At 71.2% G+C, this 23,765-nt stretch carries 23 protein-coding genes and 1 pseudogene; 8 read left to right on the top strand and 16 right to left on the bottom strand.

What is annotated here, in order from left to right; translation table 11 throughout:
• Positions 1-16 precede the first annotated feature (16 nt).
• The 3 genes from KUM32_RS11020 (at position 17) to KUM32_RS11030 (ending at position 4,558) form a co-directional block, all read left to right on the top strand.
• Positions 17-1,429, top strand: a complete 1,413-nt coding sequence (locus KUM32_RS11020; RefSeq protein ID WP_217141665.1) for a nucleobase:cation symporter-2 family protein — start codon at positions 17-19, stop codon at positions 1,427-1,429.
• Positions 1,430-1,499: 70 nt separating this feature from the next.
• Positions 1,500-2,888 carry an 8-oxoguanine deaminase gene (locus KUM32_RS11025; protein ID WP_217141666.1) on the top strand — a complete coding sequence of 463 codons (1,389 nt, stop codon included), beginning with the start codon at positions 1,500-1,502 and terminating at the stop codon, positions 2,886-2,888.
• 281 nt (positions 2,889-3,169) lie between these two features.
• Positions 3,170-4,558 carry a nucleobase:cation symporter-2 family protein gene (locus tag KUM32_RS11030; RefSeq protein WP_217141667.1) on the top strand — a complete coding sequence of 463 codons (1,389 nt, stop codon included), beginning with the start codon at positions 3,170-3,172 and terminating at the stop codon, positions 4,556-4,558.
• Between the two features lie 73 nt (positions 4,559-4,631).
• Here the strand turns inward: KUM32_RS11030 and KUM32_RS11035 are convergent, their stop codons facing one another.
• From KUM32_RS11035 to KUM32_RS11065, 7 genes are all read right to left on the bottom strand, one after another.
• Positions 4,632-4,991: a hypothetical protein gene (locus KUM32_RS11035; RefSeq protein ID WP_308408636.1), complete on the bottom strand. Its 360-nt coding sequence runs from the start codon at positions 4,989-4,991 to the stop codon at positions 4,632-4,634.
• 204 nt (positions 4,992-5,195) lie between these two features.
• Complete coding sequence (locus tag KUM32_RS11040; RefSeq protein ID WP_217141668.1) at positions 5,196-5,618, bottom strand: thioesterase family protein; 423 nt, start codon at positions 5,616-5,618, stop codon at positions 5,196-5,198.
• A 53-nt stretch (positions 5,619-5,671) separates the two neighbouring features.
• Complete coding sequence (locus KUM32_RS11045) at positions 5,672-6,325, bottom strand: hypothetical protein (protein ID WP_217141669.1); 654 nt, start codon at positions 6,323-6,325, stop codon at positions 5,672-5,674.
• A 37-nt stretch (positions 6,326-6,362) separates the two neighbouring features.
• The gene (locus KUM32_RS11050) at positions 6,363-6,962 is read right to left on the bottom strand and encodes a histidine phosphatase family protein (protein ID WP_217141670.1); all 600 of its coding nucleotides are present in this window, start codon (positions 6,960-6,962) and stop codon (positions 6,363-6,365) included.
• Positions 6,963-7,284: 322 nt separating this feature from the next.
• Positions 7,285-8,112: a hypothetical protein gene (locus KUM32_RS11055; RefSeq protein WP_254405371.1), complete on the bottom strand. Its 828-nt coding sequence runs from the start codon at positions 8,110-8,112 to the stop codon at positions 7,285-7,287.
• A gap of 146 nt (positions 8,113-8,258) precedes the next feature.
• The gene (locus KUM32_RS11060) at positions 8,259-8,918 is read right to left on the bottom strand and encodes a 1,4-alpha-glucan branching protein (protein ID WP_217141671.1); all 660 of its coding nucleotides are present in this window, start codon (positions 8,916-8,918) and stop codon (positions 8,259-8,261) included.
• Positions 8,919-9,120: 202 nt separating this feature from the next.
• On the bottom strand, positions 9,121-10,203 hold the full coding sequence (locus tag KUM32_RS11065) for a hypothetical protein (RefSeq protein ID WP_217141672.1): 1,083 nt from the start codon (positions 10,201-10,203) through the stop codon (positions 9,121-9,123).
• Positions 10,204-10,452: 249 nt separating this feature from the next.
• Here KUM32_RS11065 and KUM32_RS43385 point away from each other — a divergent pair.
• A pseudogene (locus KUM32_RS43385) lies at positions 10,453-10,871 on the top strand (transposase); the annotation flags it as partial.
• A 40-nt stretch (positions 10,872-10,911) separates the two neighbouring features.
• Positions 10,912-11,520 (top strand): DUF4291 domain-containing protein, encoded by a 609-nt coding sequence (locus KUM32_RS11070; RefSeq protein ID WP_374227501.1) that lies wholly within the window; start codon positions 10,912-10,914, stop codon positions 11,518-11,520.
• A gap of 67 nt (positions 11,521-11,587) precedes the next feature.
• Here the strand turns inward: KUM32_RS11070 and KUM32_RS11075 are convergent, their stop codons facing one another.
• Positions 11,588-11,791, bottom strand: coding sequence for a DUF397 domain-containing protein (locus tag KUM32_RS11075; protein ID WP_217141673.1), 204 nt, complete (start codon positions 11,789-11,791; stop codon positions 11,588-11,590).
• Positions 11,791-12,645, bottom strand: coding sequence for a helix-turn-helix transcriptional regulator (locus KUM32_RS11080; RefSeq protein WP_308408637.1), 855 nt, complete (start codon positions 12,643-12,645; stop codon positions 11,791-11,793). Before KUM32_RS11080 ends, KUM32_RS11075 begins: the two co-directional genes overlap by 1 nt.
• Positions 12,646-12,802: 157 nt before the next feature.
• On the opposite strand from KUM32_RS11080, the gene KUM32_RS11085 reads away from it, so the two are divergent.
• On the top strand, positions 12,803-13,282 hold the full coding sequence (locus KUM32_RS11085; protein ID WP_217141674.1) for an ATP-binding protein: 480 nt from the start codon (positions 12,803-12,805) through the stop codon (positions 13,280-13,282).
• 37 nt (positions 13,283-13,319) lie between these two features.
• Here KUM32_RS11085 and KUM32_RS11090 read toward each other — a convergent pair whose 3' ends face one another.
• A complete protein-coding gene (locus KUM32_RS11090; RefSeq protein WP_217141675.1) occupies positions 13,320-14,528 on the bottom strand; it encodes a pyridoxal phosphate-dependent aminotransferase in 1,209 nt (402 codons plus the stop codon).
• Between the two features lie 87 nt (positions 14,529-14,615).
• Between KUM32_RS11090 and KUM32_RS11095 the strand changes: the two genes are divergently transcribed.
• Positions 14,616-15,257, top strand: a complete 642-nt coding sequence (locus tag KUM32_RS11095; protein ID WP_217141676.1) for a helix-turn-helix domain-containing protein — start codon at positions 14,616-14,618, stop codon at positions 15,255-15,257.
• Positions 15,258-15,298: 41 nt separating this feature from the next.
• Here KUM32_RS11095 and KUM32_RS11100 read toward each other — a convergent pair whose 3' ends face one another.
• The 5 genes from KUM32_RS11100 to KUM32_RS11120 form a co-directional block, all read right to left on the bottom strand.
• Complete coding sequence (locus tag KUM32_RS11100; RefSeq protein WP_217141677.1) at positions 15,299-16,105, bottom strand: hypothetical protein; 807 nt, start codon at positions 16,103-16,105, stop codon at positions 15,299-15,301.
• Positions 16,105-17,370, bottom strand: a complete 1,266-nt coding sequence (locus tag KUM32_RS11105) for a VWA domain-containing protein (protein ID WP_217141678.1) — start codon at positions 17,368-17,370, stop codon at positions 16,105-16,107. Before KUM32_RS11105 ends, KUM32_RS11100 begins: the two co-directional genes overlap by 1 nt.
• Positions 17,371-17,445: 75 nt before the next feature.
• Complete coding sequence (locus KUM32_RS11110; RefSeq protein ID WP_217141679.1) at positions 17,446-18,183, bottom strand: NUDIX hydrolase; 738 nt, start codon at positions 18,181-18,183, stop codon at positions 17,446-17,448.
• Between the two features lie 40 nt (positions 18,184-18,223).
• Positions 18,224-19,756 (bottom strand): hypothetical protein, encoded by a 1,533-nt coding sequence (locus KUM32_RS11115; RefSeq protein ID WP_217141680.1) that lies wholly within the window; start codon positions 19,754-19,756, stop codon positions 18,224-18,226.
• Between the two features lie 238 nt (positions 19,757-19,994).
• Entirely contained in the window at positions 19,995-20,621 is a 627-nt protein-coding gene (locus KUM32_RS11120; RefSeq protein ID WP_217141681.1) for a TetR/AcrR family transcriptional regulator, read from the bottom strand.
• A gap of 127 nt (positions 20,622-20,748) precedes the next feature.
• On the opposite strand from KUM32_RS11120, the gene KUM32_RS11125 reads away from it, so the two are divergent.
• Complete coding sequence (locus tag KUM32_RS11125) at positions 20,749-22,200, top strand: amidase (RefSeq protein WP_217141682.1); 1,452 nt, start codon at positions 20,749-20,751, stop codon at positions 22,198-22,200.
• 49 nt (positions 22,201-22,249) lie between these two features.
• Here KUM32_RS11125 and KUM32_RS11130 read toward each other — a convergent pair whose 3' ends face one another.
• A complete protein-coding gene (locus KUM32_RS11130) occupies positions 22,250-23,764 on the bottom strand; it encodes an IucA/IucC family siderophore biosynthesis protein (RefSeq protein ID WP_217141683.1) in 1,515 nt (504 codons plus the stop codon).
• Position 23,765 lies beyond the last annotated feature (1 nt).

Consider the following 23,765-nt stretch of genomic DNA (forward strand, 5'->3'; position numbering starts at 1 on the left):
CACCGGAGGGAACGAAATGGCACTGCCTGCGAAAGGGCCCGTCACAGGCCCGGGCCCCACCCCGCCGGTGCACACCGAGGACGCCGTCACGTCCGTGCACCCGGTCGACGAGAAGCTCCACCCCTCGCGGCTCGTCCCCGCCGCGCTCCAGCACATCGCCGCCATGTACGCGGGCGTCGTCACTCCTCCGCTCATCATCGGCCAGGCCTGCGGACTCGACCTGGAGGGCCGCACCCGGCTGATCGCCGCGAGCCTGCTCATCGCGGGCGTCGCCACCCTGCTCCAGACCCTCGGCGTCAAGGGCTTCGTCGGCAACCGCCTGCCCTTCGTCAACGCCGCCTCCTCGGCCGGCATCGCGCCCATCCTCGCCATCGCCGAGACGAACGGCGCCGGCAGCCAACTCCCCGCCGTCTACGGCGCGGTGATGGTCGCCGGTGGCTTCTGCCTGGCCGTCGGCCCGTTCTTCGGCCGCCTGCTCCGCTTCTTCCCGCCCCTGGTCACCGGCGTGGTCATCACCCTGATCGGCGTCACGCTGATGCCGGTCCCGGTCGGCTGGGCGCAGGGCGGCGACAAGGCCGCCGCCGACTTCGGCTCCCTGCGCAACCTCGCGCTCGCCGCGTTCACCCTCGCCGTCATCCTCGTCATCCAGCGCTTCGGCAGGGGCTTCGTCAAGCAGGTCGCCCTGCTCCTCGGCCTGCTCGTCGGCACCCTGGTCGCCATCCCGGCCGGCATGGCCGACTTCAGCGCCCTGAAGTCCGCGCCGGTCGCCGCGCTGCCCGCGCCCTTCGCCTTCGGCGCCCCGGAGTTCCAGCCCGCGGCCATCCTGTCGCTCTGCATCGTGATGCTGGTCCTGATGACCGAGTCGTCCGCCGGCATGCTCGCCCTCGGCGAGATCTGCGACCGCCGAGCCGACGCCGGGGTCATCACCCGGGGCCTGCGCACCGACGGCCTCGCCACCCTCGTCGGCCCCGTCTTCGGCGGCTTCCCCACCTCCGCCTTCGCCCAGAACGTCGGCGTCGTCTCCCTCACCCGGGTGCGCAGCCGCTACGTCGTCGCCGTCGCCGGCGCCACCCTGCTGGTCCTCGGCGCCTTCCCGGTCCTCGGCGCGGTCGTCTCCCTGGTCCCGATGCCGGTCCTCGGCGGCGCGGGCATCGTGCTCTTCGGCTCCATCGCCGTCAGCGGCATCCGCACCCTGTCCGAGGCCGGACTGGACGACAGCTCCAACATCATCCTGGTCGCCGTGGCGCTCGGCGCGGGCATCATCCCGCTGGCCTCGCCGACCTTCTACGCCGACTTCCCGGCCTGGGCGCAGACCGTGCTCGGCTCCGGCATCAGCGCCGGCGCGCTCGTCGCGGTCTCGCTCAACCTGTTCTTCCACCATCTCGGCACCCGGAGCCGCGGCACGGTTCCGGCACTCAAATCCTCCTAGGGTCCTGCCGTGCCCTCCCCGTGGGTACTCGACTCCCCGCCCCGGGCCTCACTGAAGACAAGGAAGCAGCATGGCAGCATCATCGGCAGCCGAGCGCACCGTCATCGAGAACTGCGCCGTCGCGACCGTCGACGCGGACGACACCGAGTACGCCTCGGGACACCTCGTCCTCGCCGGCAACCGGATCGAGTCCGTCGGCGCGGGGCAGGCACCCCAGGGCCTGGAGAACGTCGTACGCCGCATCGACGCGACCGGCCACCTCGCCACCCCCGGACTGGTCAACACCCACCACCACTTCTACCAGTGGATCACCCGGGGCCTGGCCACCGACCACAACCTGTTCGACTGGCTGGTCGCGCTGTACCCGACCTGGGCGCGCATCGACGAGCCCATGGTGTACGCGGCGGCCCGGGGATCGCTGGCGATGATGGCCCGCGGCGGCGTCACCACCGCCATGGACCACCACTACGTCCACCCGCACGGCTCCGGCGACCTGTCCGGCGCGATCATCCGCGCCGCCCGCGAGACGGGTGTCCGCCTCACCCTCGCCCGGGGCTCCATGGACCGCGGCGAGTCGGACGGCGGGCTGCCGCCGGACTTCGCCGTGGAGAGCCTGGACGGCGCGCTCGCCGCCACCGAGGCCACCGTCCGGGAACACCACGACGCCTCCTTCGACGCGATGACCCAGGTCGCCGTCGCTCCCTGCTCCCCGTTCTCCGTCTCCACCGAACTGATGCGCCAGGGCGCCGAGCTGGCCCGCCGTCTCGGCGTACGGCTGCACACCCACGGCTCGGAGACCGTGGAGGAGGAGAAGTTCTGTCACGAGCTGTTCGGCATGGGCCCGACCGACTACTTCGAGTCCACCGGCTGGCTCGGCGAGGACGTGTGGATGGCGCACTGCGTCCACATGAACGACTCCGACATCGCCGCCTTCGCCCGCACGGGGACCGGCGTCGCCCACTGCCCGTCCTCCAACGCGCGACTGGCCGCCGGCATCGCCCGCGTCCCCGACATGCTCGCCGCCGGCGTCCCCGTCGGCCTCGGTGTCGACGGCACCGCCTCCAACGAGTCCGGTGAACTCCACACCGAGCTGCGCAACGCCCTGCTCGTCAACCGTCTCGGCGCCCACCGTGAGGCCGCGCTGAACGCCCGCACGGCGCTGCGCCTCGGCACCTACGGCGGGGCCCGGGTCCTGGGCCGCGCCGCCGAGACCGGCTCCCTGGAGGCGGGCAAGCTGGCCGACCTGGTGCTGTGGCGGATGGACACCCTCGCCCACTCCTCGATCGCCGACCCGGTGGCCGCCCTGGTCCTCGGCGCCGCCGCACCGGTCACGGCGTCCTTCGTGAACGGCCGCCAGATCGTCGAGAACGGCCGGCTGCTCACCGTCGACGAGGACGCCGTCGCCCGCTCCGCGCGCGACGAGGCGCGGCGACTGGCGAGGATCGCCGCGCAGGGCTGACCGGCCGGACAGACGGCCCGCCGGCGGCCACACCCGCACACCGCACAACTGAACAACTGAACACCACTGATCTCCGGCCGGGAGGGACGGCTCCCGGCCGGTAGCCGTGGACCCGAGCGGGGTCCACGGTGGCCGTCTCCGGGGCGTGCGTGCCCTGCGCACGCCCCCGGAGCGGTCCCCGTCTCCCGAACGGGGTCCGTCCCGGTCCCGCACGACCACCAGCACCACCTCCCTGACACCCGCGTCAGAGCAGACGTGTAACCGACCGGAGGAACGCCGCCGTGGCCGACCACCCTGTTGACGAGAAACTCCCGCCACTCAAGATGGCGACGACCGGCCTGCAGCACGTGGCCGCGATGTACGCCGGAGTCGTCGCCCCGCCCCTGATCGTCGGCGCGGCCATCGGCCTCTCCGCCACCGAACTCACCTTCCTCACCGGCGCCTGCCTGTTCACCGCCGGCCTCGCCACCTTCCTGCAGACCCTCGGCATCTGGAAGATCGGAGCCCGCCTCCCCTTCGTCAACGGCGTCACCTTCGCCGGCGTCGCCCCCATGACCGCGGTCGTCGCCTCCACCGACGACAAGTCCGACGCGCTGCCGATCATCTTCGGCGCGGTCATCGTCGCCGGCCTCCTCGGCTTCTTCGCGGCCCCCTTCTTCAGCAAGGCGATCCGCTTCTTCCCGCCGGTCGTCACCGGCACGGTGATCACCCTGATCGGCATCTCCCTGCTGCCCGTGGCCTTCGGGTGGGCGCAGGGCCCCAGCCCCACGGCCGACGACTACGGATCGGCGACCAACCTGGGTCTGGCGGGGATCACCCTCGTGGTGGTCCTCCTCCTGCGCCGCTTCACCCGCGGCTTCGTGAAGCAGATCGCGGTGCTGCTCGGCCTGGTCGCGGGCACGCTCATCGCGATCCCGTTCGGCGTCACGGACTTCGGGCCGGTCGCGGACGCGGACGTCGTCGGCTTCCCGACGCCGTTCCACTTCGGCGCCCCGCAGTTCCAGGTCGCCGCGATCCTCTCCATGTGCGTGGTGATGATCGTCTCGATGACCGAGTCCACCGCCGACATGCTCGCCCTCGGCGAGATCGTGGACCGCAAGGCGGACGAGAAGACCATCGCGGCCGGGCTGCGCGCCGACACCCTCGGCTCGGCGATCAGCCCGCTCTTCAACGGCTTCATGTGCAGCGCCTTCGCACAGAACATCGGCCTGGTCGCGATGACCAGGATCCGCAGCCGCTATGTCGTCGCCGTGGGAGGTGGCTTCCTGGTGCTGATGGGCCTGTGTCCCATGGCGGCCTCGCTCATCGCCGTCGTGCCGCGCCCCGTGCTCGGCGGCGCCGGCGTGGTGCTGTTCGGCTCGGTCGCGGCCAGCGGCATCCAGACCCTGGTCCGGGCGAGCCTGGACAAGGACAACAACGTCCTGATCGTGGCGGTCTCCCTGGCCGTCGGCATCATCCCGATCGCGGCGCCGGAGTTCTACCACGCGTTCCCGGAGAACGCGAAGATCATCCTCGACTCGGGCATCTCGACGGGCTGCGTGGCCGCCGTCCTGCTCAACCTGGTCTTCAACCACATCGGCGGCCGGGAACGGGACGCCGAGGACGTGACCCACCCGATGGAGGCGGGGGAGGAGATCACCGGGGCGTCCCGGGCGGCGGTCACGTCGTGACCCCGAGGGCCTGACGCGGACGGGCCGGTGCCTCTCCACTCGTGGAGAGGCACCGGCCCGGCGTCAACGGGACTCAGGACAGCGCCACGCAGGTGTTCTCGATGACGCGGCCACCGCGGTCCAGGCCACCGCAGACGAGCAGCGGCTCTCCGCTGAACTCGCGGTTGACGGTGAACCGCGCCTTCGACACCCCGGCCTTGCTCTTCGCGTAGTCACGCACGAAACCACGCAGCGTTCCGGTCAGTCCGTCCCTCGTCGTGACGGTGATGTCCTGGACGTAGTCCTTGCCCTGGTGCGCGGTGTTGACGCAGATGTAGGTGCCGCACTTGGTCGACACCTCGGCGCTCGCCGGTACCGCCGTCACCAGGCCGAACGCGCATGTTCCGGCGAGTGCCACCGCGACCGTCGTCAACCGTCGCCGCGTGCTGGTCACCGACCGAACCATCCTCTGACGTGCGTGCATCGCGTGTTCCCCTCAGTGGCTGTCCCTGAGCTGTTTCGGAGACGATTCATGCTGACACGCACGTATAGCGATGCATATGGGGGCATTAGTTCGCCGGTTAACCCGAACCGCCGCGTTTCCGCCGCCCACGACACCGATCATCGGCCGGCCTTGCCGACCTCGCCGGGCCGGTCATCACAGGCCGAACATCCCTGGCTGAGAGGCCAGTTCCTTGAAACGCTGCCGCGGATCGGCCACCAGCCTGCGCTCGCGCAGGTCCATGAGCCCGCCGACCGCGTCTATCTCGGCCGCCACGGTGCCGTCCGCCTTGCGGATGGTCTGCCGCATCCGGAACGTCTTCCCCTCACCCCACTCGAAGGCGCACGTCACCTCGACCTCGTCACCGGCGAGCAGCTCCCGCCGGAAGCGGAGCGTCGTCTCCAGGGCCACGGGCCCGACCCCCCGGGCCACCAGGTCCGCCTGCCGGACACCGGCCGCCTGGAGCAGCGACCAGCGGGCGTGCTCGGCGAAGTTCAGGTACACGGCCTGGTTCAGGTGGCCCTGCGTATCGGTCTCGTACCCGCGCACCGTCACGGGCACGGAAAACGGCTCGCTCACCGCTGCCGCCTCTCGTCGTCGACGTCTGACCGGTCGATCTTGACATGGAGGAGTCACACCTTCCGAGGGGAGGCGAGCAGGTAACGGGCCCGCGTGCGCGGCTCGGTGTGCTCCCCGACCTGCCACCCCGCCCGCTCCAGCGTCGCCGCACAGCCCCGCAGGGCGGTGCCGTCCGGCTCGTACACGGCGACGGCCTCCGGTTGCGGTGTCGCGCGCACCCGGTACCCGTCGTCGCCGCCCGGTCCCGCCGGACGGTGCCCGGCCGCCTCCAGGGCGAGCGCGGCGGCCCGTACGAGATGCGTCCGCTCCCATCCGCAGGGCCGGTCCGTGCTCCCGTCGGGATGTGTCATCCGGCGCAGCTCCAGCAGCCCCTGCCAGGCGCTGCGCACCTCACGCAGCCGGGCGGGCCCCGCATCGCCCGGCACGGCCTCCTCCCCGCCCACCCGCGCGGCGAACACGCCCCCGGCGTCGGGTGCGGGGGACGCGGGGGACACCGGCGCGGCGGCCGCGTCCGGCGCGTCGGGGGCCTCCCGTATCCGATGCCCGGCCGGCGTCAGGAAGTGGTCGTGCGGCGGACGCGGATGCCGGAAGGCGAGCCCCCGCTTCACCAGCGCCGCGAGCTGAGACTCCGGGCCCCTCAGGCGTCCGGTCACCGGGTCGGCGGCGGCGATCACGCGCCGCTGCGCGGCGGTCGGCGACAGTGCCACGGCGTCCTCCCTCCCTCACCGGTCACGCCTTCGAAGACTACGACGGGGGTCTGACATTCCACGCGGCGATCACCGGCCGCGCGTGCTCGGTACTCAGCCGGCACAGCGTGCCCGTCCCCAACTGGAACAGCGCCCCGTCCGCCGGCGGAAGCCCCAGGTGCCGCGCGGTCAGCACCCGCAGGAAGTGCCCGTGTGCCACCAGCACCACACATCCCTCGGTGTTGGCGAACGCGGCCTCCACCCGGGCCAGCACCCGGTCGGCCCGCTCACCGACCTGCTCCGGCGTCTCCCCGGGATGCTCCGGCGGCCCGGGCGCGACCCCGTCCGTGAACAGGAACCAGTCCGGCCGCGTCCGGTGGATCTCGACCGTCGTGATCCCCTCGTACCCGCCGTAGTCCCACTCGTGCAGGTCCGGCTCGATCCGCACGTCCTGCAAGCCGATCAGCTCGGCCGTCTCGCGGGCCCGCTGGAACGGACTGACGAACGCGGCCCCGATCCGGTGCGACCGGATCAACGGCACCAGACTCCGCGCCTGCTCCCGCCCGTGCTCGGTCAGCGGAACGTCCGTCAGCCCGGTGTGCCGTCCGGACCGCGACCACTCGGTCTCACCGTGCCGGACCAGAAAAAGATCACCCATACCCCCAGGCTACGGGCCACTCCCCGCCGTCACCGTTCATACGGCGACCGCCGCCGCGCCCCGGCCCACTCCACCGCGACCGACCCGCGCCCTCGCCCCCGCCCTTCTCGGCCTCACACGAGCAAAGAGGACGAGGGCCGAGATGCTCCGTAGTGCGGCCGTGGGTGACCAGCACGATCACCCCCGAGTACCCGGCCAGTGCCTCCTCCAGTTCATCGGTCGCGGAGGCCAAGGCGAACGAAAAGGTCGGGACGACGAGGTGCTGTGAGGGTCGGACGACCGACCCAGGCCGGACTCCCTGGACTTTGGGCCAGGGAGCACGTCATAGCGGTTCGGCGGTCTCGCGGGGGTCGCCGGCTGTGATCAGAGCGATGATCCGCCGGGCCTGTTCCCCGGCCGGTTCGTGCCGGGTGACAGGCAGGTCGAAGCAGAAGTCGGAGCGGTGCGCCCCTGCATCCCGACGACGGCTGAAGTACACCTCCACCCCTTCGGGCACCTCCCGCTCGAGCTCCACCCGGTCCATGACGCAATCCCACCGTTCGAACCAGTTGCTGTCCGCGAGCTCCTGGGTCACCAGCCGGGCAACGGTGTCCACGGGCTCTTCCCAGCTGGTGTCCGCAACGGCACGTGCCAGTTCGGCGTCGTACTGAGCCGCGTCGAAGTGGACATCCGCGGGAACAGGCACCCGGATGTCGTTGGTGTTCCGCCAGGACGACCACACCACCCGGTCACCCTGGCGGTGGATGGTGACAAAAGTGCCTCCGCAGCAGCCGGTGTAGCAGTCGTTGTTGGACAGCTCGACCTGGCGAGGTTCCTCCAGCGCCGCCAGCGGCCACTCCTCAGCCGGCCCGAACCACTCGCGGCGTGAGCAGCTCGCCACCCCTCCGGGGTGGATCTCCCCGAGCACATCCCGGCCGTCGATCAGCGGGCGCACCTGCGCCCACTGCTCTGTCGCGAGAGGATGCGGCAGTGCATGCCTCAGGGCGAGCGTACTGATACGCGCAGGACCGTTCACGCCACCAATGATCACAGACGGCGGTGGGTACGGAAAGCGCTTATCGGGAACGCGGAACTGCTGACGGCCGCAGCGACGGATCGCCATCGACACCGTGGCGAACAGCGTGCGGGGCGGCAGGCGAACGGTGATCATGCCATGCCGGACCGTGGACGAACGGCACAGCACAGGACGTGGCCACCCGGATACGGCATACGCCGTTTCGTCCCCCTCGTCACCACCACCGCCACAGCCCTCACCACATGGCTCCGAACGTGATCGCCCGGGCAAGACCTACCGACCTACGCCCGGCTGCCGGCGTACGAGACGGCGAACACGCCCCGGACGCGTGCACCGTCCTGCGTCTGCCAGGAGCCGGTGATGTGGCCGACGGCCCCCGGCGGAGTGAGGGACGGCCCGTCCGGGCCGGGCCGCAGGACCCGGTGCAGACGGAGGGTTGCTCCGTCCGGTGTGGCCAGCCCGGTGCCTTCCTGATCATCGGTGACGGTGAAGTCCGCGAAGTCGGAGCCCGCACCGTTGGGGGAGACGACGACGTCCCGGTCGGGGACGTCGCTGACGTCCTGATCCTGGGCCTGCGCCCGCCCTTCCGCGAGGGCCACGAGCTGCGCGACCAGTACAGGGTCGTGGCAGCCGTCATAGGCCCAGCGCTTCCCCAACACGCCGTGCTCCATGGTGCCGACGAGCGCGTGCTCCGCCCCGTCGAGCGGGGCACCGCGATAGCTGAGCGGCACCAGGTAGGTGGCCGGGTGAGGCCCGGAGGCATCGGTGACCACGATGAACTCGATCCCGACCTCGCCCTGCGGGTCGTCCAGCCGGAAGCCGCCGGCCTTGGCCAACGCGGGCTCGTCCGTGCCACCGCGGTACCACGGACGGGAAGGCAGCCAGGAGGCGAGCAGTTCCAGCTTGGTCGGCTTGAGCACGGTGTGGTGGATGACGGCCATGCCGAAGGATTCCTCCGAGTGAGTCGGTGCGAGCCCTTACACCTTCGCATCCGCCGGGGCGATGTGTCAGGTGGTCACCGTCGCCCTCCACGGCCGTCCGCCGGGGAGGGCGACGGCATACAAGCGCCGGACACCGGGCGGAACGGGGGCAGATCGGCGATGTGGTCCCGCAGCACGGCGTCGGCCGGTTGACCCGGTCGCCTCAGTGGAAGGGGGCCCGCCAACCCACCAGTCCCGGCCGGCCCGCCTCCGCGAACCCCACCGCGAACGGCTTGTCGTCGTCGTCCGTCACCATGTGGATGCTGCACTCCGTCACGCTGTCGCCCGGCGGGACCATCCGGGCGACCCAGTCGGAGGGACAGCCGGGGATCTTCGTGTCGAGGACGAAGGGGGTCTTCCCCTCTATCTGCCGACCGCCCTCGGTGAGCAGGCGGACGCGGTCGGCTTGGTCGGCGTAGAGGTCTTTCGGCCCGGTGTTGGTGTAGGTGATCGACACGTAGTACGGGACGCCGCGTCGCTCGTTCTCGTTGAGGTCGAGGTCCAGGCCCGCGAGGTCAGCCGCGCTGCCCCGGCGTACGGAAACCAGCGTGGCGGGCAGTTCGAGGACGCCGTCCTCGCGGGCGTCCCACCGGACGCGGACGACGTCGCCCGGCTCCGCCAGCTCTGCGGACGCCGCTTCAAGGCCGCCCTCGACGGGCCAGGTGGCGACCGCCCCGCCCTCGTCGAGGTAGCCGTCGTCGTTGTACGCCAGCGACAGCACGCCGACGCCTTCGGGCAACGCGTAGGTCACGCAGGTGTCGTACGAGTCGCCGGGCGCCAGCGTCTTCGGCGCGGTGTCCGCGCAGGGCAGGTCGCCCCCGCCCGGCCTGCCGCCGCTGACGTAGACCTCCTCCCCGCGCGTCCAGTCGATGCCGTTCAGGGCGAGGTTGCTGTCCGCCATATGGGCGGCGGGGATTTCCTTCCGGCCGGTGTTGGTGACCTTGAAGGTGAGGTAGTGGGGAACCATGCCCTTCAGTTCCTCGTCCACGCGCGCCCCCCGCATGTCCTCCTTCGAACCCCGGACCAGGCTCTTGACCGTGATCCTGACCTTGTACGACTGGTGGTCGGTGTCCGTGTGGACGACGTCCCGTGCGCCGGTCCGCACCGGCAGGTCCGTCCAGGAGGCAGGCCTCTCCGCGGCACGCTCCACGGCCCCGCCCGTGCCCCGTTCCCCCGTGCACCCGCCGAGGAGGGGTATCGCCGCCGCGCCTATGGCGGCCTTCCTGAGGTAGCTGGACAGGCGCATGGACTCTCCTTGCCGCATGATGATCCGGATCCGCCGGAGGACTGGCGCATCGTGGACGTCACAGCGGAGGCGGAGACGACCGATTCACCACTCTCTGTGATTCGCGCTGGATGCGAAAAGACCGCATCCTATGCGAGACCCAGAGAAGCCCCAGGTCAGCCCCCTGTACGAGTGGCAGTGGGACCCAGTGGGCCGGTGTCGTAGCCGTCAGGAATGCCGCCCAAGTCCACGCGATCACGCCGTCGTTGACGCATCCACCTCCCGCCTGGTCCTCGACGAACTCGGCTTGTCGGGATCTCGGCGGCGAACCTGCACGACAGCCAGGCCCTGATTCCGCTGGTAAAGGGCATACCACCGAGCCGGTCCCGCCGCGGACGCCGACGACGCAAGCCCGGCAAGCTCCACGGCGACAAGGGTTACGACTACTTCCACTGCGGCGATGGTTACACGAGCGCGATATCACCCACCGCATCGCCCGCGAGGGTGTCGAGTCCTCGCAGCGGCTGGGCCGCCACCGCTGGACTATCGAACGCACCATGGCCTGGCACGCCGGCTGTCGTCGGCGCCACCGACGCCACGAACGCGAGGCCGACCACTTCCTCGCCTTCACAAGCATCGCCTGCACCGTCATCTGCTACCGCAGACTCGGTGGCTTCCCGCCTCGGTAATTCGATGGCGCACGTGAAGCGGTGTGATCACCCTGATCCAGTGACAGAACCCAAGTATCAGATCCGAGCCCTTCACACGGACTCCACGATCACCGTCTACCAGGCATACTCTCCGGAGATCGGTCTGACGGCGGCCCGGCACGGCCGATTCCCGGCAGTGTGGCAGCGGGACCGGATGACGTGGATCAAGCCGTCATTCCTGTGGATGATGTACCGCTGCGGGTGGGGCACCAAGGAAGGTCAGGAACACGTACTCGCCGTCGAGATCACCCGGGAAGGCTTCGAGTGGGCACTGCGGCACGCATGCCTGTCCCACTATGAGCACGGACTCCACACCGACCGCAGCACCTGGAGACGCCAGCTGAAGCGGGCCCCTGCCCGCGTGCAATGGGACCCCGAACGCGACCTGCATCTTCAGCCCCTTCCCCATCGGTCATTGCAACTCGGCCTCGTTGGTGAAGCCGCACGTCTCTATGCCGACGAATGGATCGTTTCCATCACCGATGTCACACCGCTGGCCCGTGTGATCCACACCCATGTACAAGGCGGAGAGCTCGACATCGCCCAGCAACTCCTGCCGAATGAACGTCCCTATCCCGTGAGCGATGAGGTTATGACTCACCTGCAGGTAGGCATTTCAACCAATTGAGATGACGTCCAAGCCGCTCCCCGCGCCCAGCGCGTGGCCGGACGCTGGGCCGGAGCTGTGTCGTGCGTCAGTGATCGGCGGCGTAGGAGACGAAGGCGGCCCACTGCTGCGGTCCGAAGGCAAGCGGTGAGCGCTGGACGTCCTTCGAGTCCCGTACGTGGACGGTGACAGGGGCGAAGGCGACCTCGACACACTCCGGGCCGTCGTTCGTGCTGTAGCTGCTCTTGAACCACATCAGCTCGGAGCCGGTCCCCGCTGAAGGGTTGGTCATCATGTCTCTCCCAGCACTTTTTCGATGAAGGCCCTGGACTCACTGGGCGTGAGAGCCTGGGAACGGATGATTCCATAGCGGATCTCAAGGACCTGGACCTCCTGGTGGTTGGAGATCAGGCGGCTGGTGAGCTGGACCTCGTTGTGCCCCACCGTGTCGCCCGCCATGAGCTTCAGCAACTGGAGCGACCCCGCGAGACCGGCGTGGTCCTCGCGGTTCGTCGGCATCACCTGGATCTCTACGTTCCGCAGTTGGCCGACCTCCAACAGACGTTCGAGCTGCTTCCGCATCACCATTCTGCCCTGGAGCGGGCGGCGCAGCGTCACCTCTTCCTGGACAAAGCTGAAGATCGGAGCCGGCTGCTGGTCGAAGACTTTCTGACGGGACATCCGTGCTGCGACGAGGCGTTCCAGCTCATCATCGGAGAAGAGCGGGCGGCGCATGCCGTACAGCGCCCGTGCGTACTCCGGCGTCTGAAGCAAGCCGTGGATGACTGTGTTGGCGTAGGCACACAGCTCGACCGCCTCCGCCTCCAGCTTCGCCAGATCCCGCACCTTCTTCGGGTACCGGGCCTCCTCCACGTCCTTCCGCAGCCCGACGACCATCCCACCCGCCCCGAGCGCCTGGTCCGCCGCCTCCAGGAACTGCGCCTTCGGCGCCCGCCGCCCCCGCTCCACGGAGGACACCTGCTCCTCGCTGTAGCCGATCGCCGTCCCCAGCTCGGCCTGGGTCATCCCCGCCCGCTCCCGGCACATCTTGATGACCTTGCCGACTGTCCGCAGCACGGCTGCCGACTCGTCGTCCCCTCCGTACGGTTCCGCCCCGTCGATGGATTGCGACCTCTGCCCTGTCACGACCTGACACCTCCACACGCCACCCGTGCCCAACTCCGCACCGGCGCAGGACGTCACTCGTCGCAGACCGGACAGCCCCGTACAGTGACCGGACAGCGACGCCGCGTACCGCCGATGGTGCTGTTCAGCGTAGGGGCGGATGGCCACGCTGAGTGACATGAACGCCGAGATTGACCACCGGACCGCGTCGCATGCCGACCCCGCCGGACCCACGGCCCCCACCGGTCACTTCACCATCCGTCTATCGGCCACCCGCAGAGGCGCCCGACTGGCCCGGCACCTCGCGGCCCGGCAACTCGACACCTGGGGCTGGCCGTACGGCTCCGAGCCGAACCGCACGACCGCGCTGCTGGTCGCCGAACTCGCCAACAACGCTGCGCTGCACGGCCGGGTGAGAGGGCGTGACTTCCGGCTCCGCCTCACCCTTTACCCGGAAGGCACCCCCACGGTCCGTGTCGAAGTCACTGACCCCCGCCCCGACCGCCGCCCTCCCGCACCCGGAACCCTCGAACCGCTCTCGGTCGACGCGGAGTCCGGCCGTGGTCTCCTCCTCGTCGAGGCTCTGGCCACCCACTGGGGAACGACCTGCGGGGACCCGTACACCAAGACCGTCTGGTGCGAGGTCGCTCTCGCGTGACGGATGCGCGGGCGGCGTCGTGCCCGCCGGTGCGGCCCTACTGCCGGTATCCGCTCAGGAACCGTCCGATCCGTCCGATCGCCGCCTCCAGGTCGTCCGCGTAGGGGAGGGTGAGGATGCGGAAGTGGTCGGGGGAAGGCCAGTTGAAACCCGTGCCCTGGACGACCTGGATCTTCTCGCGCAGGAGCAGGTCCAGGACGAACTTCTCGTCGTCGTGGATCTTGTGGACCTTCGGGTCGATGCGGGGGAAGGCGTACAGCGCGCCCTTCGGCTTCACGCACGAGACGCCGGGGATCTCGTTCAGCTTCTCCCAGGCCACGTCGCGCTGTTCGCGCAGTCGCCCGCCCGGCGCCGTCAGCTCGCGGATCGACTGGCGGCCGCCGAGCGCCGCCTGGATGGCGTACTGTGCGGGCGCGTTGGCGCACAGGCGCATGGAGGCGAGCATGGTCAGGCCCTCCAGGTAGTCCTTCGCATGCTGCTTCGGGCCCGTCACCACCAGCCAGCCGGAGCGGAAGCCCGCCACCCGGTACGTCTTGGACAGGCCGCAGAAGGTGAGGACCACCAGGTCGGGGGCGAGGGACGCGACCGAGTGGTGGACGGCGTCGTCGTACAGGATCTGGTCGTAGATCTCGTCGGCGAAGACCATCAGTCCGTGGCGGCGGGCCAGGTCGAGGATGCCCTCGAGGATGTCCTTCGGGTAGACCGCGCCCGTCGGGTTGTTCGGGTTGATGATCACCACCGCCTTGGTGCGGTCGGTGATCTTGGACTCCATGTCGGCCAGGTCCGGGTACCAGTCCGCCTGCTCGTCGCAGAGGTAGTGCACCGCCTTGCCGCCGGCGAGGGTGGTCACCGCCGTCCAGAGGGGGAAGTCGGGGGCGGGGATCAGGACCTCGTCACCGTCCTCCAGCAGGGCCTGTACGGCCATGGAGACCAGCTCGGAGACGCCGTTGCCGAGGAAGACGTCGTCCACGCCGACCTCCAGGCCGAGCGCCTGGTAGCGCTGGGCGACGGCCCTGCGGGCGGAGAGGACGCCGCGCGAGTCCGTGTAGCCGTGCGCCTGCGGCAGCATGCGGATCATGTCCTGGAGGATCTCCTCCGGCGCCTCGAAACCGAAGGCGGCCGGGTTGCCGGTGTTCAGGCGCAGCACGCTGTGCCCCGCCTCCTCCAGCGCGTTGGCGTGCTCTATCACCGGGCCGCGGATCTCGTAGCAGACCTCGCTGAGCTTGTTCGACTGCCGGAACTCCATGCGCCGCTTCCCCTCCGGTATCTGGTGTTGCTTGGTTTTACCAAGTGAGAGCTTGGAAAGTCCAACAACGTGTCTACACTGCGTCGCATGTCACCTCGCCGAAGCTACGACCAGTACTGTTCCGCCGCCCGCGCGCTCGACGCCGTCGGTGACCGCTGGACCCTGCTGATCGTCCGCGAGCTCCTGGCCGGTCCGCGGCGCTACACCGACCTGCACGCCGACCTGCCCGGCGTCAGCACGGACGTACTCGCCTCGCGGCTGAAGGACATGGAGCGCGAAGGGCTGACGACCCGGCGCCGGCTGCCCCCTCCCGGCGCGGCCTACGTCTACGAACTCACCCCGCGCGGGCGGGCGTTGCTGCCGGTGCTGGAGGCGCTGGGCGCCTGGGGCGCGGGTGAGCTGGGGGAGCGGCGGCCCACGGACGCCGTACGCGCGCACTGGTTCGCGCTGCCCCTGCTGCGGGCCCTGCGGGAGGCCGGGGCGGGGGAGGGTCTGGTCGAGGTCCGGCTGGACGAGGGGGAGTTCCACCTGTACGCCGGTGCGGAGGGCGAAGGTCCCGTGTACGGCGACGGCCCCGCGCCCGGGGAGCCCGACGCCCGGCTCGTGCTGGACGCGGGGACGTGCGCGGCGCTCGGCCGCGGGGAGCTGGATCTGCGGCAGGCGGTGCGGGACGGCCGGGCCGGAGTGACCGGCGAGGGCACGGTGGCCAAGGCGCTCAGGGAGACGTGAAACGGCAGGAGGCCCGCCGGGGCGGGCCTCCTGAGGGGACGTCACGCGGCGGGCGGTACCCGCGTCGGCCGGCCCGATCCGCGGGTCAGCGCGTATCCGCCGACGCCCGCCAGCGCGGCCAGCACGCCGCCGACGCCCGTCCACACCCACCGGTCGGACCACCAGCCCGACGACCAGCCGTCCTCGGGCTCGATCGCGGACAGCACGGCACCGCGTTCGGAGTCGTCGTTCTCGTCCTTCCCGGACCTCACCGCGACACCCGGCACCAGCGGCTCGGACAGCGAACCGTCCACCGCCGCCGCCCCGCCGATGTCCTTGGAGTCCACCCGGACCTCGGCGCCGACCGGGACACCGAGGTCGGAGGTCGGCAGGTCCACCGCCGTCAGCCGGACGTAGTACGTGCCCGGCAGCGGGTCGTTCGCCCACGGCTCCGACCAGGCGCGCACCGTGCGCAGCACGCAGGCCAGCTCCACGGACGGGGTGCCCTCGGCCGCGGTGCGGGTCTGGGCGCCCCACTGGCAGGCCTGACGGCGGCGCAGACCGTCGTAGACGTCGATCCGCCAGGTCTCGGCGGCGTGCGTCTCGGGCAGCTCGACCGTGGCCCTGACGGTGGGGCGCTGCCCCGCGTCCGCCGGGAACGACCAGTACAGGTAGTCGCCCGCGGAGCCGTTCGCCGTGGCCCGCTGCCCCTGCTCGATCTCGGTCGCCGTCCGGAAGGACGTGCCCGCCGACGTCGGCGCACCGCCCTCCTCCGACGGGCTCGCGGAGGGTGAGGAGTCGGCCACCGCGGGGGCCGCGGCGAGGCCGAGCAGCACCACGGCCGCACCCAGTGCTCGTGTGACACGCATCAGTTGGTCCTCCAGACCGCGAACCGCCAGCGCGACAGCCAGCCCCACAGCAGACCGGCGAGGAAGCCGACGAGCACCAGCACGCCGAGCAGCCACCAGCCGCGTCCGAGGCCGAAGGCGGCCACGTCGTCGGCGTCACTCGGGCCGTCCACGACGTCGACCGTCAGCTCCAGCGGCAGACCGGGCGTGGTCTTCACCCCTGAGGCGGCGGAGAAGGAGTTGGTGACCTGGAGGCACACGGTCTCGGCCGGGGCGTCCTCCTCGTCGCTCTCCGCCTTGGGATAGCGCAGCCCCGTCGAGATCACGTCCGTACGGCCGTGGTCCGCCGCCTCACCGCGTACGATCTCCCGGCCGTGCACGGTGACCGCGCGCAGCAGCACCCCGTAGGAGGGGTTCACGGCGCGGTCGGCGGCCACGCTCACCGAGGCGCGCAGCTCCTGGCCGGGCTCCACGTCCACCCGGTACCAGCGCTGCCGCCCGAACTCCTCGCGGTCGGTGTACAGCCCCGACTTCAGCGTCGGCGCCTTCGCGCAGGCGGCCGCGCCCTCGGTGGCGACCGGCGTCACCACCGGGTCGGCCGCCTGGTCCACCAACTGGTTGACCTTGTCGGTGAGTTCGTCGGTGTGCTGGACCGAGGTGTAGGTGCCGCCGGTCGCCTCGGCGATGCAGCTGAGCTGCTGCCGCATCTTGACGTTGGGGACCAGGCCGAGCGTGTCGATGGTCAGCCCGATGCCCTTGGCGGCGATCTCGCGGGCCACCTCGCACGGGTCGAGCGGGGCGCAGGTGTCCTCGCCGTCGCTGATCAGCACGATCCGCTTGGAGCCGTTCCCGCCGTCGAGGTCGTCGGCCGCCTTGAGGAGCGCGGGGCCGATCGGGGTCCAGCCGGTGGGCGACAGGGTCGCCACCGCCGTCTTGGCCTCGGTGCGGTCCAGCGGGCCGACCGGGTAGAGCTGCGCGGTGTCCTTGCAGCCCGTCCTGCGGTCGTCGCCGGGGTAGTCGGCGCCCAGGGTCCGGATGCCGAGCTGTACTTCCTCCGGCGTGGCGTCGAGCACCTCGTTGAACGCCTGCTTCGCCGCGGCCATGCGGGTGCCGCCGTCGATGTCCCGGGTCCGCATCGAGCCGCTGACGTCGAGCACGAGGTCGACCTTCGGAGCGTCCTCACCCGTGGGTTCACCGGCCGCCGCCCCGGCCGGGAGGGCGATCCCGGCCGCCAGCGCGGCGAGCAGGGCACAGGCACCCGCCGCCAGCCGTGTTCTTGTGATCATCGGCGGATCCTATTGATCAAGGGCGCCCGGCTCCAAAACGACGGGTGGCGTCGGCGGTCCCTCACGGACGCACCGTCAGGCCCTACCTCCGCCGTCCGGGGCCGACGTGAACAACCCCGCCAGTCGGGCCCGGTACAGGACGGCGACAGTGAACCCGTCGGTGATCCTCCCGTCGGCCACCATCGCCTCCGCCTCGGCCGAGGTGACCGCGACCGCCCGACTGATCGCCTCACCCTCCTCCAGCGCACCGACCGCCCCGACCCGTGCCGCGTAGAGCTCGACCCGGTGCCCGCACAGACCGGTGTCGGGGTGGAGTTCGCCGAGGGGAACCACCGTCGTGGGGCGCGCGGAGATCTCCTCCTCCAACTCCCGCGCGACGTTCTCCTCGCCGGTCGCGCCCGGGTCGCCGAAGCCCCGGACGACCTCCCAGTGCCGACTGCGGGTCGCGTGCCGGTAGTGCTCGATGAGCACGACCTTCGCCTCCTCGCCGAGCAGCGGCAGCACCACGACGCCCGGGGACGAGTCCGGGGGCGGCAGGAGACGGTCGTACAGACCCAGCCGGCCGTCGGGAAAGCGCACCGGATCGCGCAGATACCACACGTAACGGTTGGCCGACACCACGCCCACCGGGACCGGCCGCAGTACCGCCCTCAGTCCCGCCCAGAGAGAGCCGGGCAGGCCGCGCCGCGCCCTCGGCGCAGCCGACCGGCGGGCCTTGCGGACCAGCGGTGGATCGGCCAGGATCTCGATCCCTCCGGGGTCGTTGCGGAACCACTCCGGAACGTCCCGGCGCAGGGCCTTGTACCGGTTCATCGGGCGCCTCGCAGGCAGTGCACGGTACTCCAGCGGATGGTCAGTAGTACTCGGGGCCTTCGTCGTCCTGGGTGGTGGTGGAGGCGTTGCCGGACGACCCTGCGCCCTCCTCCCGGTAACCGGGCAGGCGCTGCACCAGGTCGTGGAACTGCCGCCATTCTCGCTCACTCGCCAGTCGGACGGCGGCGATCTCCCGGGCGAACCTCTGTTCCTGCCGCCCGGATTCCCGGTTGCGCAGCATCAATTGTACCGACCCGGTCACCGGCCCGGACACGGACGGCAGGAGCGCGCCGGTCAGATCCCACAGGCCCGAGCCGCTGATGGCCGAGAAAGTGCCCGCGGTGAGGGTGACGACGACCTCCACGACGGGGCGCCAGCGGTTCGGGCCGGCCTGTCTGCGCTCCTGCGCCAGCTTGAGGATCTCCGAGTTGAGCCGCACGTAGCGGTCGAAGACCTGCCCGGCGGCCTCGTGGAAGTGTTCCGGAGCGGCGGTCAGGGCTTCGAAGGAGCGGATGTAGCCGTTCCAGACGGGGGTCTGCCGCAGCCGCCATATGTCGTGCAGGCTCAACGAGTTCACCGCGGCCGGCGTCAGGTGGTCCTGGACGGCCGCGAAGGCCTGCCGCCGCAGGAACGTCAGCAACTGCTCGGGATCGTCCACGAAGCCGGGGGTGGTCCGGGCCTCGCGGGCCTCCTGCAGCACCACGCGCCGCAGGCTGTCGGCCGGAGTGAGCGGGTAACGCCCCAGCGCGTCGGCCAGGTTGACGTTGTAGATCAGGTCGAGGAGCTGTTTGATCTCCTTGGCGAAGGGCTTGTCCCGGTCGTATCTCCCCTCGGCGACGTTCGTGCCGGGCACGGACACGAACTCCTCGTACAGGGTGTTGCGCACGACGGGCTGCCGGCGGACGCTGAGGCCGTTGCTGTAGCTGACCACCTCACCGAGCCGCCGCGCGAACGCGTCGGTGTCCTCGGGGGCCACCCCGACGTGGGACGCGAGGGCGTCGATGTTCTTGGCGGTCAGTCCCTGAACCTTCTCGGTGAACGGCTGGAACAGCCGGATCCGGGTGTGTTCCCGGTTCTCCCGGTCATCGTGCGGGTCGCCCCAGGCCATGCGCACACAGCGCACGCGCTCGGTGGCGGGCATGCCCTCCAGGGTCTCCTGCCAGGCGGTGAACCCCTCGCGCCGCACGTGCAGATGAGCGGGCGGCTCCTCGGCCGGGTGCCGCTCGTTGAGCAGGAAGGGGGCGATGGCGCCCGAGGCGAGGAGGTTCCGGTGCGCGGTGCGGGCCTCGCCCTCCTCCGTCAGGTCACAGCTGATGGCGGGGTTGTTGTAGAAGTAGGCGCGGTTGATCACGACCTGGCTCGCGTTGATGAGGCTGCGGAAGTACTCGGCTCGCACCTCCCTCTCGCGTCTACGGGCAACCTCGTCCAGGGACTTGCCCTGTTCGATCATGTCCGCCGTGAGCTGGTCCGGTACCCACTGGTTGTCCAGGGACTGCGCGATCACCGCCCCCGGCTCCAACTGATCGGGGCGGATCGGCGTCATCAGGCCGTCGCTGTTCTCGACGTCAGTCATGTCCCGCCTCGCAACTCTCACGTCCGGTAACCCCAAGGGGGTACACCGTAGGGCTGCGGCGCCGGGGCCCATGAGTCTTTTTCCGTACCGAAGGTGACTCGTAATCAACGGTCGCGGTCCGAAGGTGACTCGTAATCAAAGGTCCCGGTCCGGAGGTGGTAATCGGCGGTCACGGTCCGGAGGTGACCCCCTCTGGACCGCCTGGGTCGGGCACGGGCCCGCAGCGGTCAGCCGGAGGTCACCGGTCGGTCACCCGGGGCGTGCCGGGGGAGGAGTGGTGCCGGTCGACGATGTCCTCGACGATTCTCATCAGCCGGTCCCCCACCCGGTCGATGCTGCCGTTCTGCATGCTGACCTGGGCGCCTTCGAGGACGAAGGTGATCTCGGCGGCGGCCTGCTCGGCGTCGGGCAGGCCGGCCTCGGCACACAGGGCGACCAGCCTGCGGGTCTGCCGTGCCTTGTGCTTCTCGATCACCTGCCGTGCGGGATGGGAGCGGTCGGGCAGCTCGGCGAGGGAGTTGATGAACGGGCAGCCCCGGTGCGAGAGGGTCGGCAACCCCTCGGCGATGAAGCGGGCCACGCCGAGGATCTGCTCCCTGGGGCGGCCGGGGTACTCGGCCTCGACCCGGTCGAAGGCCGCCTGGTAGTCGGCGGCGAGGATCCGCAGCCACTCCGCGACCAGCGCGTCCTTGGTCTCGAAGTGCCGGTAGATCGCCATCTTGGTGGTCTCGGCCCGCTCGGCGATCGCCTGGACGCCCACCCGTCGGATCCCCTCGCTCTGGAAGAGCTCTTCCGCCGCGTCGAGGATGCGCTCGCGGGGCGGCAGTTTCGCCACCCTGCTCGGCCTGCCGGCGGTCGATGTCATGACGGCTCCGTGTCGTTCGGTCGGCGGGCGGCCCTGTGCCCTCTGCTACGGTACCAATCCGTCCCGTGTGATACCGATCGGTATCGTGCGGGACTCGACGGTACCTTTCTTCCCCCCGGGAGTGACAGTGAGAGTGACCGAGTACGTGACCTTCGACGCGGTCGGGCTCGCGGAACTGGTGGCCAAGGGCGAGGTGACCCCCGCCGAACTGGAGGCGGCCGCACGTGAGGCCGTCCGCGCGGTCGGTCCGCGGATCAACGCGGTCGTGGAGACCTGGCCGGCCGACGACGAGCCCACCCCCGGCAGCACACCGCTGGCCGGGGTCCCTTTCCTGATCAAGGACATCGGTGTCGCCATGGCCGGCCGGCGGATGGAGCTGGGCAGCCGGCTCGCGGCCGGCCACGTCGCCGGCGCCGACTCCTCCCTGATGACGCGCTTCCGCCGCGCCGGCCTCGTGACGATCGGGCGTACCGCCACACCGGAGATGGCCTACAGCATCACGACGGAACCGGCGCTCCACGGCCCCACCCGCAACCCGTGGGACCCGGAGCGGAGCGCGGGCGGATCCAGCGGGGGCGCGGGCGCGGCCGTCGCCGCCGGGGTGGTCCCCATCGCCCACGCCACCGACGCAGCCGGCTCCCTGCGCATACCCGCCGCCTGCAACGGCCTCTTCGGGCTGAAGCCCACCCGTGGCCGGATCTCCATGGGCCCCGACGCCGACGAGATCTTCAGCGGCCTGGCCGTGCACGGCAGCGTCAGCCGCACCGTCCGCGACAGCGCCGCGCTGCTCGACCGGATGCGCGGCCCGGAACCGGGCGACCCCTATGCCGCCCCGCAGCCGTCCCGTCCCTACACCGAGGAGGTCACCCGCCACCCGGGCAGGCTGCGGATCGGCGTCCTCCCCCAGGGGTGGGGCGGACGCCGCACCACCGCACCCGTGGCCGACGCGCTCGCACGCACCGTGCGGCTGCTCGAATCCCTCGGCCACCAGGTGGCGGAGGCCGAGGCCGGCCTGGGAGCCGACTGGGAGGAGTTCGTCCTGGCCTGCACCCGCCTGTTCACGGTGAACCTCGCGGCCTCGGTCGACGAGCTGGCCGCCGCCTTCGGGCGGCCCGTCGACACCACGACCCTCGAACCGGCGACCCTCGCCGGCTATCACTACGGGCAGCGGGTCAGCGGTGCCCAGTTCGTCGACGCCCTCGCGATCCGCAACCGGGTCGCCCGGAGCCTGGCACGGTACTTCGACGCCCACGACGTACTGCTCACCCCGACCCTGCCGGAGCTCCCCATGCCCTTGGGCGCGTATGCCGAGGGCGCCGAGGCGCTGGACGGCCTCGGCTGGATCGACCGCCTCAACGACCGCTCGCCGTTCACCATGGCGTTCAACGTGGCGGGTACGCCCGCGATGTCCGTGCCCGTCACGGCCGACGCCGGGACGGGGCTCCCGATCGGCATGCAGTTCGCCGCCGGTCACGGGCTCGAAGGCCTCCTCTTCCGCCTCGCCGGACAACTCGAACAGGCGAGCCCGTGGTCGTCCCGGACCCCGGCGGTGTGGGCGGGGAACCCCACGCGCCCCTGAACCCCCGGCGCAGCCGCCTCGCGGCCCGCCGCCCCCGTCGTGCCCGGTATCAGCCCGGCGCCGGCAGTCCGGCCGTCAACGGACTCGGCAGCACGGTCCAGACGTCCCCCGTACGGTCCGGTGCCAGCCGCATCACCGTCAACGCCTTCACCGGCAGCGGCGCCGCGCACAGCGCGCGCAGGTCCTCGGTGCGCGGCAGCTCCCGTACGGCCTCCTCCAGCGCGGCGCCCAGCACCGGAGCCGAGCCCGCGACCGACGCCAGCGCACCCCCCACCAGCGAACCGAACAGCTTCCGGCGCAGGACGGTGGCGTCGTCCGTGACCATCCGGGAGGGCAGCTCGGGGACCGGGACGCCGTGGCGGGCGAGGCGGGCCGGGCCGACCCGGATGTCGGCCAGGTCGCGGTAGACCAGGCGCAGCGGATCGCCCGCCGGGGAGAGCACGACGAGGAGGTTCTGCCCGTGAGCCTCCAGCGCCACGCCCAGCTCCAGCGCGCGCAGTCCGACGGTGAGCGCGAGACGGGCCAGGGCGGCCAGCCACGCCGGGGAGCGCGGCAGCCCGGTGGTCGCCAGCGCGGCCACCGGCACCACGTGCTCGCCGGGGTTCGCGTACACCCGCGGCGACTCACGCAGTACGGCGGCCAGGTCGGGGGAGTGGGCGGTGGCCGCGCCCAGCGTGCGGGTCACGTGGAGCAGGCCGTCCATGCGCGCCGCCAGCTCCTCCCCGAGGGACGACAGGGCCGCCGACGCGGCGACCGAGGCGACCGAGATGTCCCGCACCGAGGACGTCAGCCGGGTGCTCAGCGCGGTCTTGACGTGCGGCCCGCCGGAGACGGCGAGTGTCCGCAGGGACATCAGCGGATGCCCGGCGAGCCGCTCCTCGCAGGGCCTCTTGAGCACGTGCGCCGCCTGCCACGGATGCACCGGGAGCAGCACCTGCGCCCCGTCCCGCAGGTCCCGTGACCACATCCCCGTCACCAGGCACTCGTCCGCCGGCACCGGTAGCAGGCCCAGCCCCACCACCGGCTGGTGCTCGGGCCCGTACGCGAGCTGCTCCGCCACCGAGAAGCCCGGCCGGGAACGGCAGTTGGGGTGGTACGGGTGCCCGTCGACCACCCGCTGCTCCCAGGCCCAGTCGCTGTCCGGCCACTCGTCCGGGTGATTCTCCCGCCCTGCCCGGGACAGGGCCAACGACGCGACACTGTGCCCGAGTTCGGCGCCGAACCCCGCCGAGTGCGGTACGCCGAGGCCCGCCATCAGCCGCGCCGGATCGTCGTAGGCCACCTTGTCCAGCCGTACGACGCGGACGTAGGCGTCCGTGCGGTACGGGTCGGCGGCCGGACCGGTCAGCCGGCGGCCGTCCCGCAGGCGCAGGACGAGTCCGTCCCGGACGGAGTCCCGGCCCGCGATCCACGGCAGCGGTTCATGGGCGAGCGCACGCCACAGCCGGGACAGCACGGCCGCACGGGCACCGGGCAGCTCGGCCGTGAACCGGGCGACCAGACCGGGACGGACGGCCGCCAGCTCGTCGGCGACCTCGGCCTCTGCGCTGGGGGGACGATGCACG

Source organism: Streptomyces sp. AC627_RSS907 (assembly GCF_019049165.1).

Excerpts from the sequence above, each read along its gene's own strand:
- KUM32_RS11120 (WP_217141681.1), bottom strand. The coding sequence starts at position 20,621 with ATGACATCGACCGCCGGCAGGCCGAGCAGGGTGGCGAAACTGCCGCCC.
- KUM32_RS11050 (WP_217141670.1), bottom strand. The coding sequence starts at position 6,962 with ATGGGTGATCTTTTTCTGGTCCGGCACGGTGAGACCGAGTGGTCGCGG.
- KUM32_RS11085 (WP_217141674.1), top strand. The coding sequence starts at position 12,803 with ATGAACGCCGAGATTGACCACCGGACCGCGTCGCATGCCGACCCCGCC.
- KUM32_RS11090 (WP_217141675.1), bottom strand. The coding sequence starts at position 14,528 with ATGGAGTTCCGGCAGTCGAACAAGCTCAGCGAGGTCTGCTACGAGATC.
- KUM32_RS11095 (WP_217141676.1), top strand. The coding sequence starts at position 14,616 with ATGTCACCTCGCCGAAGCTACGACCAGTACTGTTCCGCCGCCCGCGCG.
- KUM32_RS11025 (WP_217141666.1), top strand. The coding sequence starts at position 1,500 with ATGGCAGCATCATCGGCAGCCGAGCGCACCGTCATCGAGAACTGCGCC.
- KUM32_RS11105 (WP_217141678.1), bottom strand. The coding sequence starts at position 17,370 with ATGATCACAAGAACACGGCTGGCGGCGGGTGCCTGTGCCCTGCTCGCC.
- KUM32_RS11115 (WP_217141680.1), bottom strand. The coding sequence starts at position 19,756 with ATGACTGACGTCGAGAACAGCGACGGCCTGATGACGCCGATCCGCCCC.
- KUM32_RS11075 (WP_217141673.1), bottom strand. The coding sequence starts at position 11,791 with ATGACCAACCCTTCAGCGGGGACCGGCTCCGAGCTGATGTGGTTCAAG.
- KUM32_RS11020 (WP_217141665.1), top strand. The coding sequence starts at position 17 with ATGGCACTGCCTGCGAAAGGGCCCGTCACAGGCCCGGGCCCCACCCCG.
- KUM32_RS11100 (WP_217141677.1), bottom strand. The coding sequence starts at position 16,105 with ATGCGTGTCACACGAGCACTGGGTGCGGCCGTGGTGCTGCTCGGCCTC.
- KUM32_RS11110 (WP_217141679.1), bottom strand. The coding sequence starts at position 18,183 with ATGAACCGGTACAAGGCCCTGCGCCGGGACGTTCCGGAGTGGTTCCGC.
- KUM32_RS11060 (WP_217141671.1), bottom strand. The coding sequence starts at position 8,918 with ATGGCCGTCATCCACCACACCGTGCTCAAGCCGACCAAGCTGGAACTG.
- KUM32_RS11065 (WP_217141672.1), bottom strand. The coding sequence starts at position 10,203 with ATGCGCCTGTCCAGCTACCTCAGGAAGGCCGCCATAGGCGCGGCGGCG.
- KUM32_RS11055 (WP_254405371.1), bottom strand. The coding sequence starts at position 8,112 with ATGATCACCGTTCGCCTGCCGCCCCGCACGCTGTTCGCCACGGTGTCG.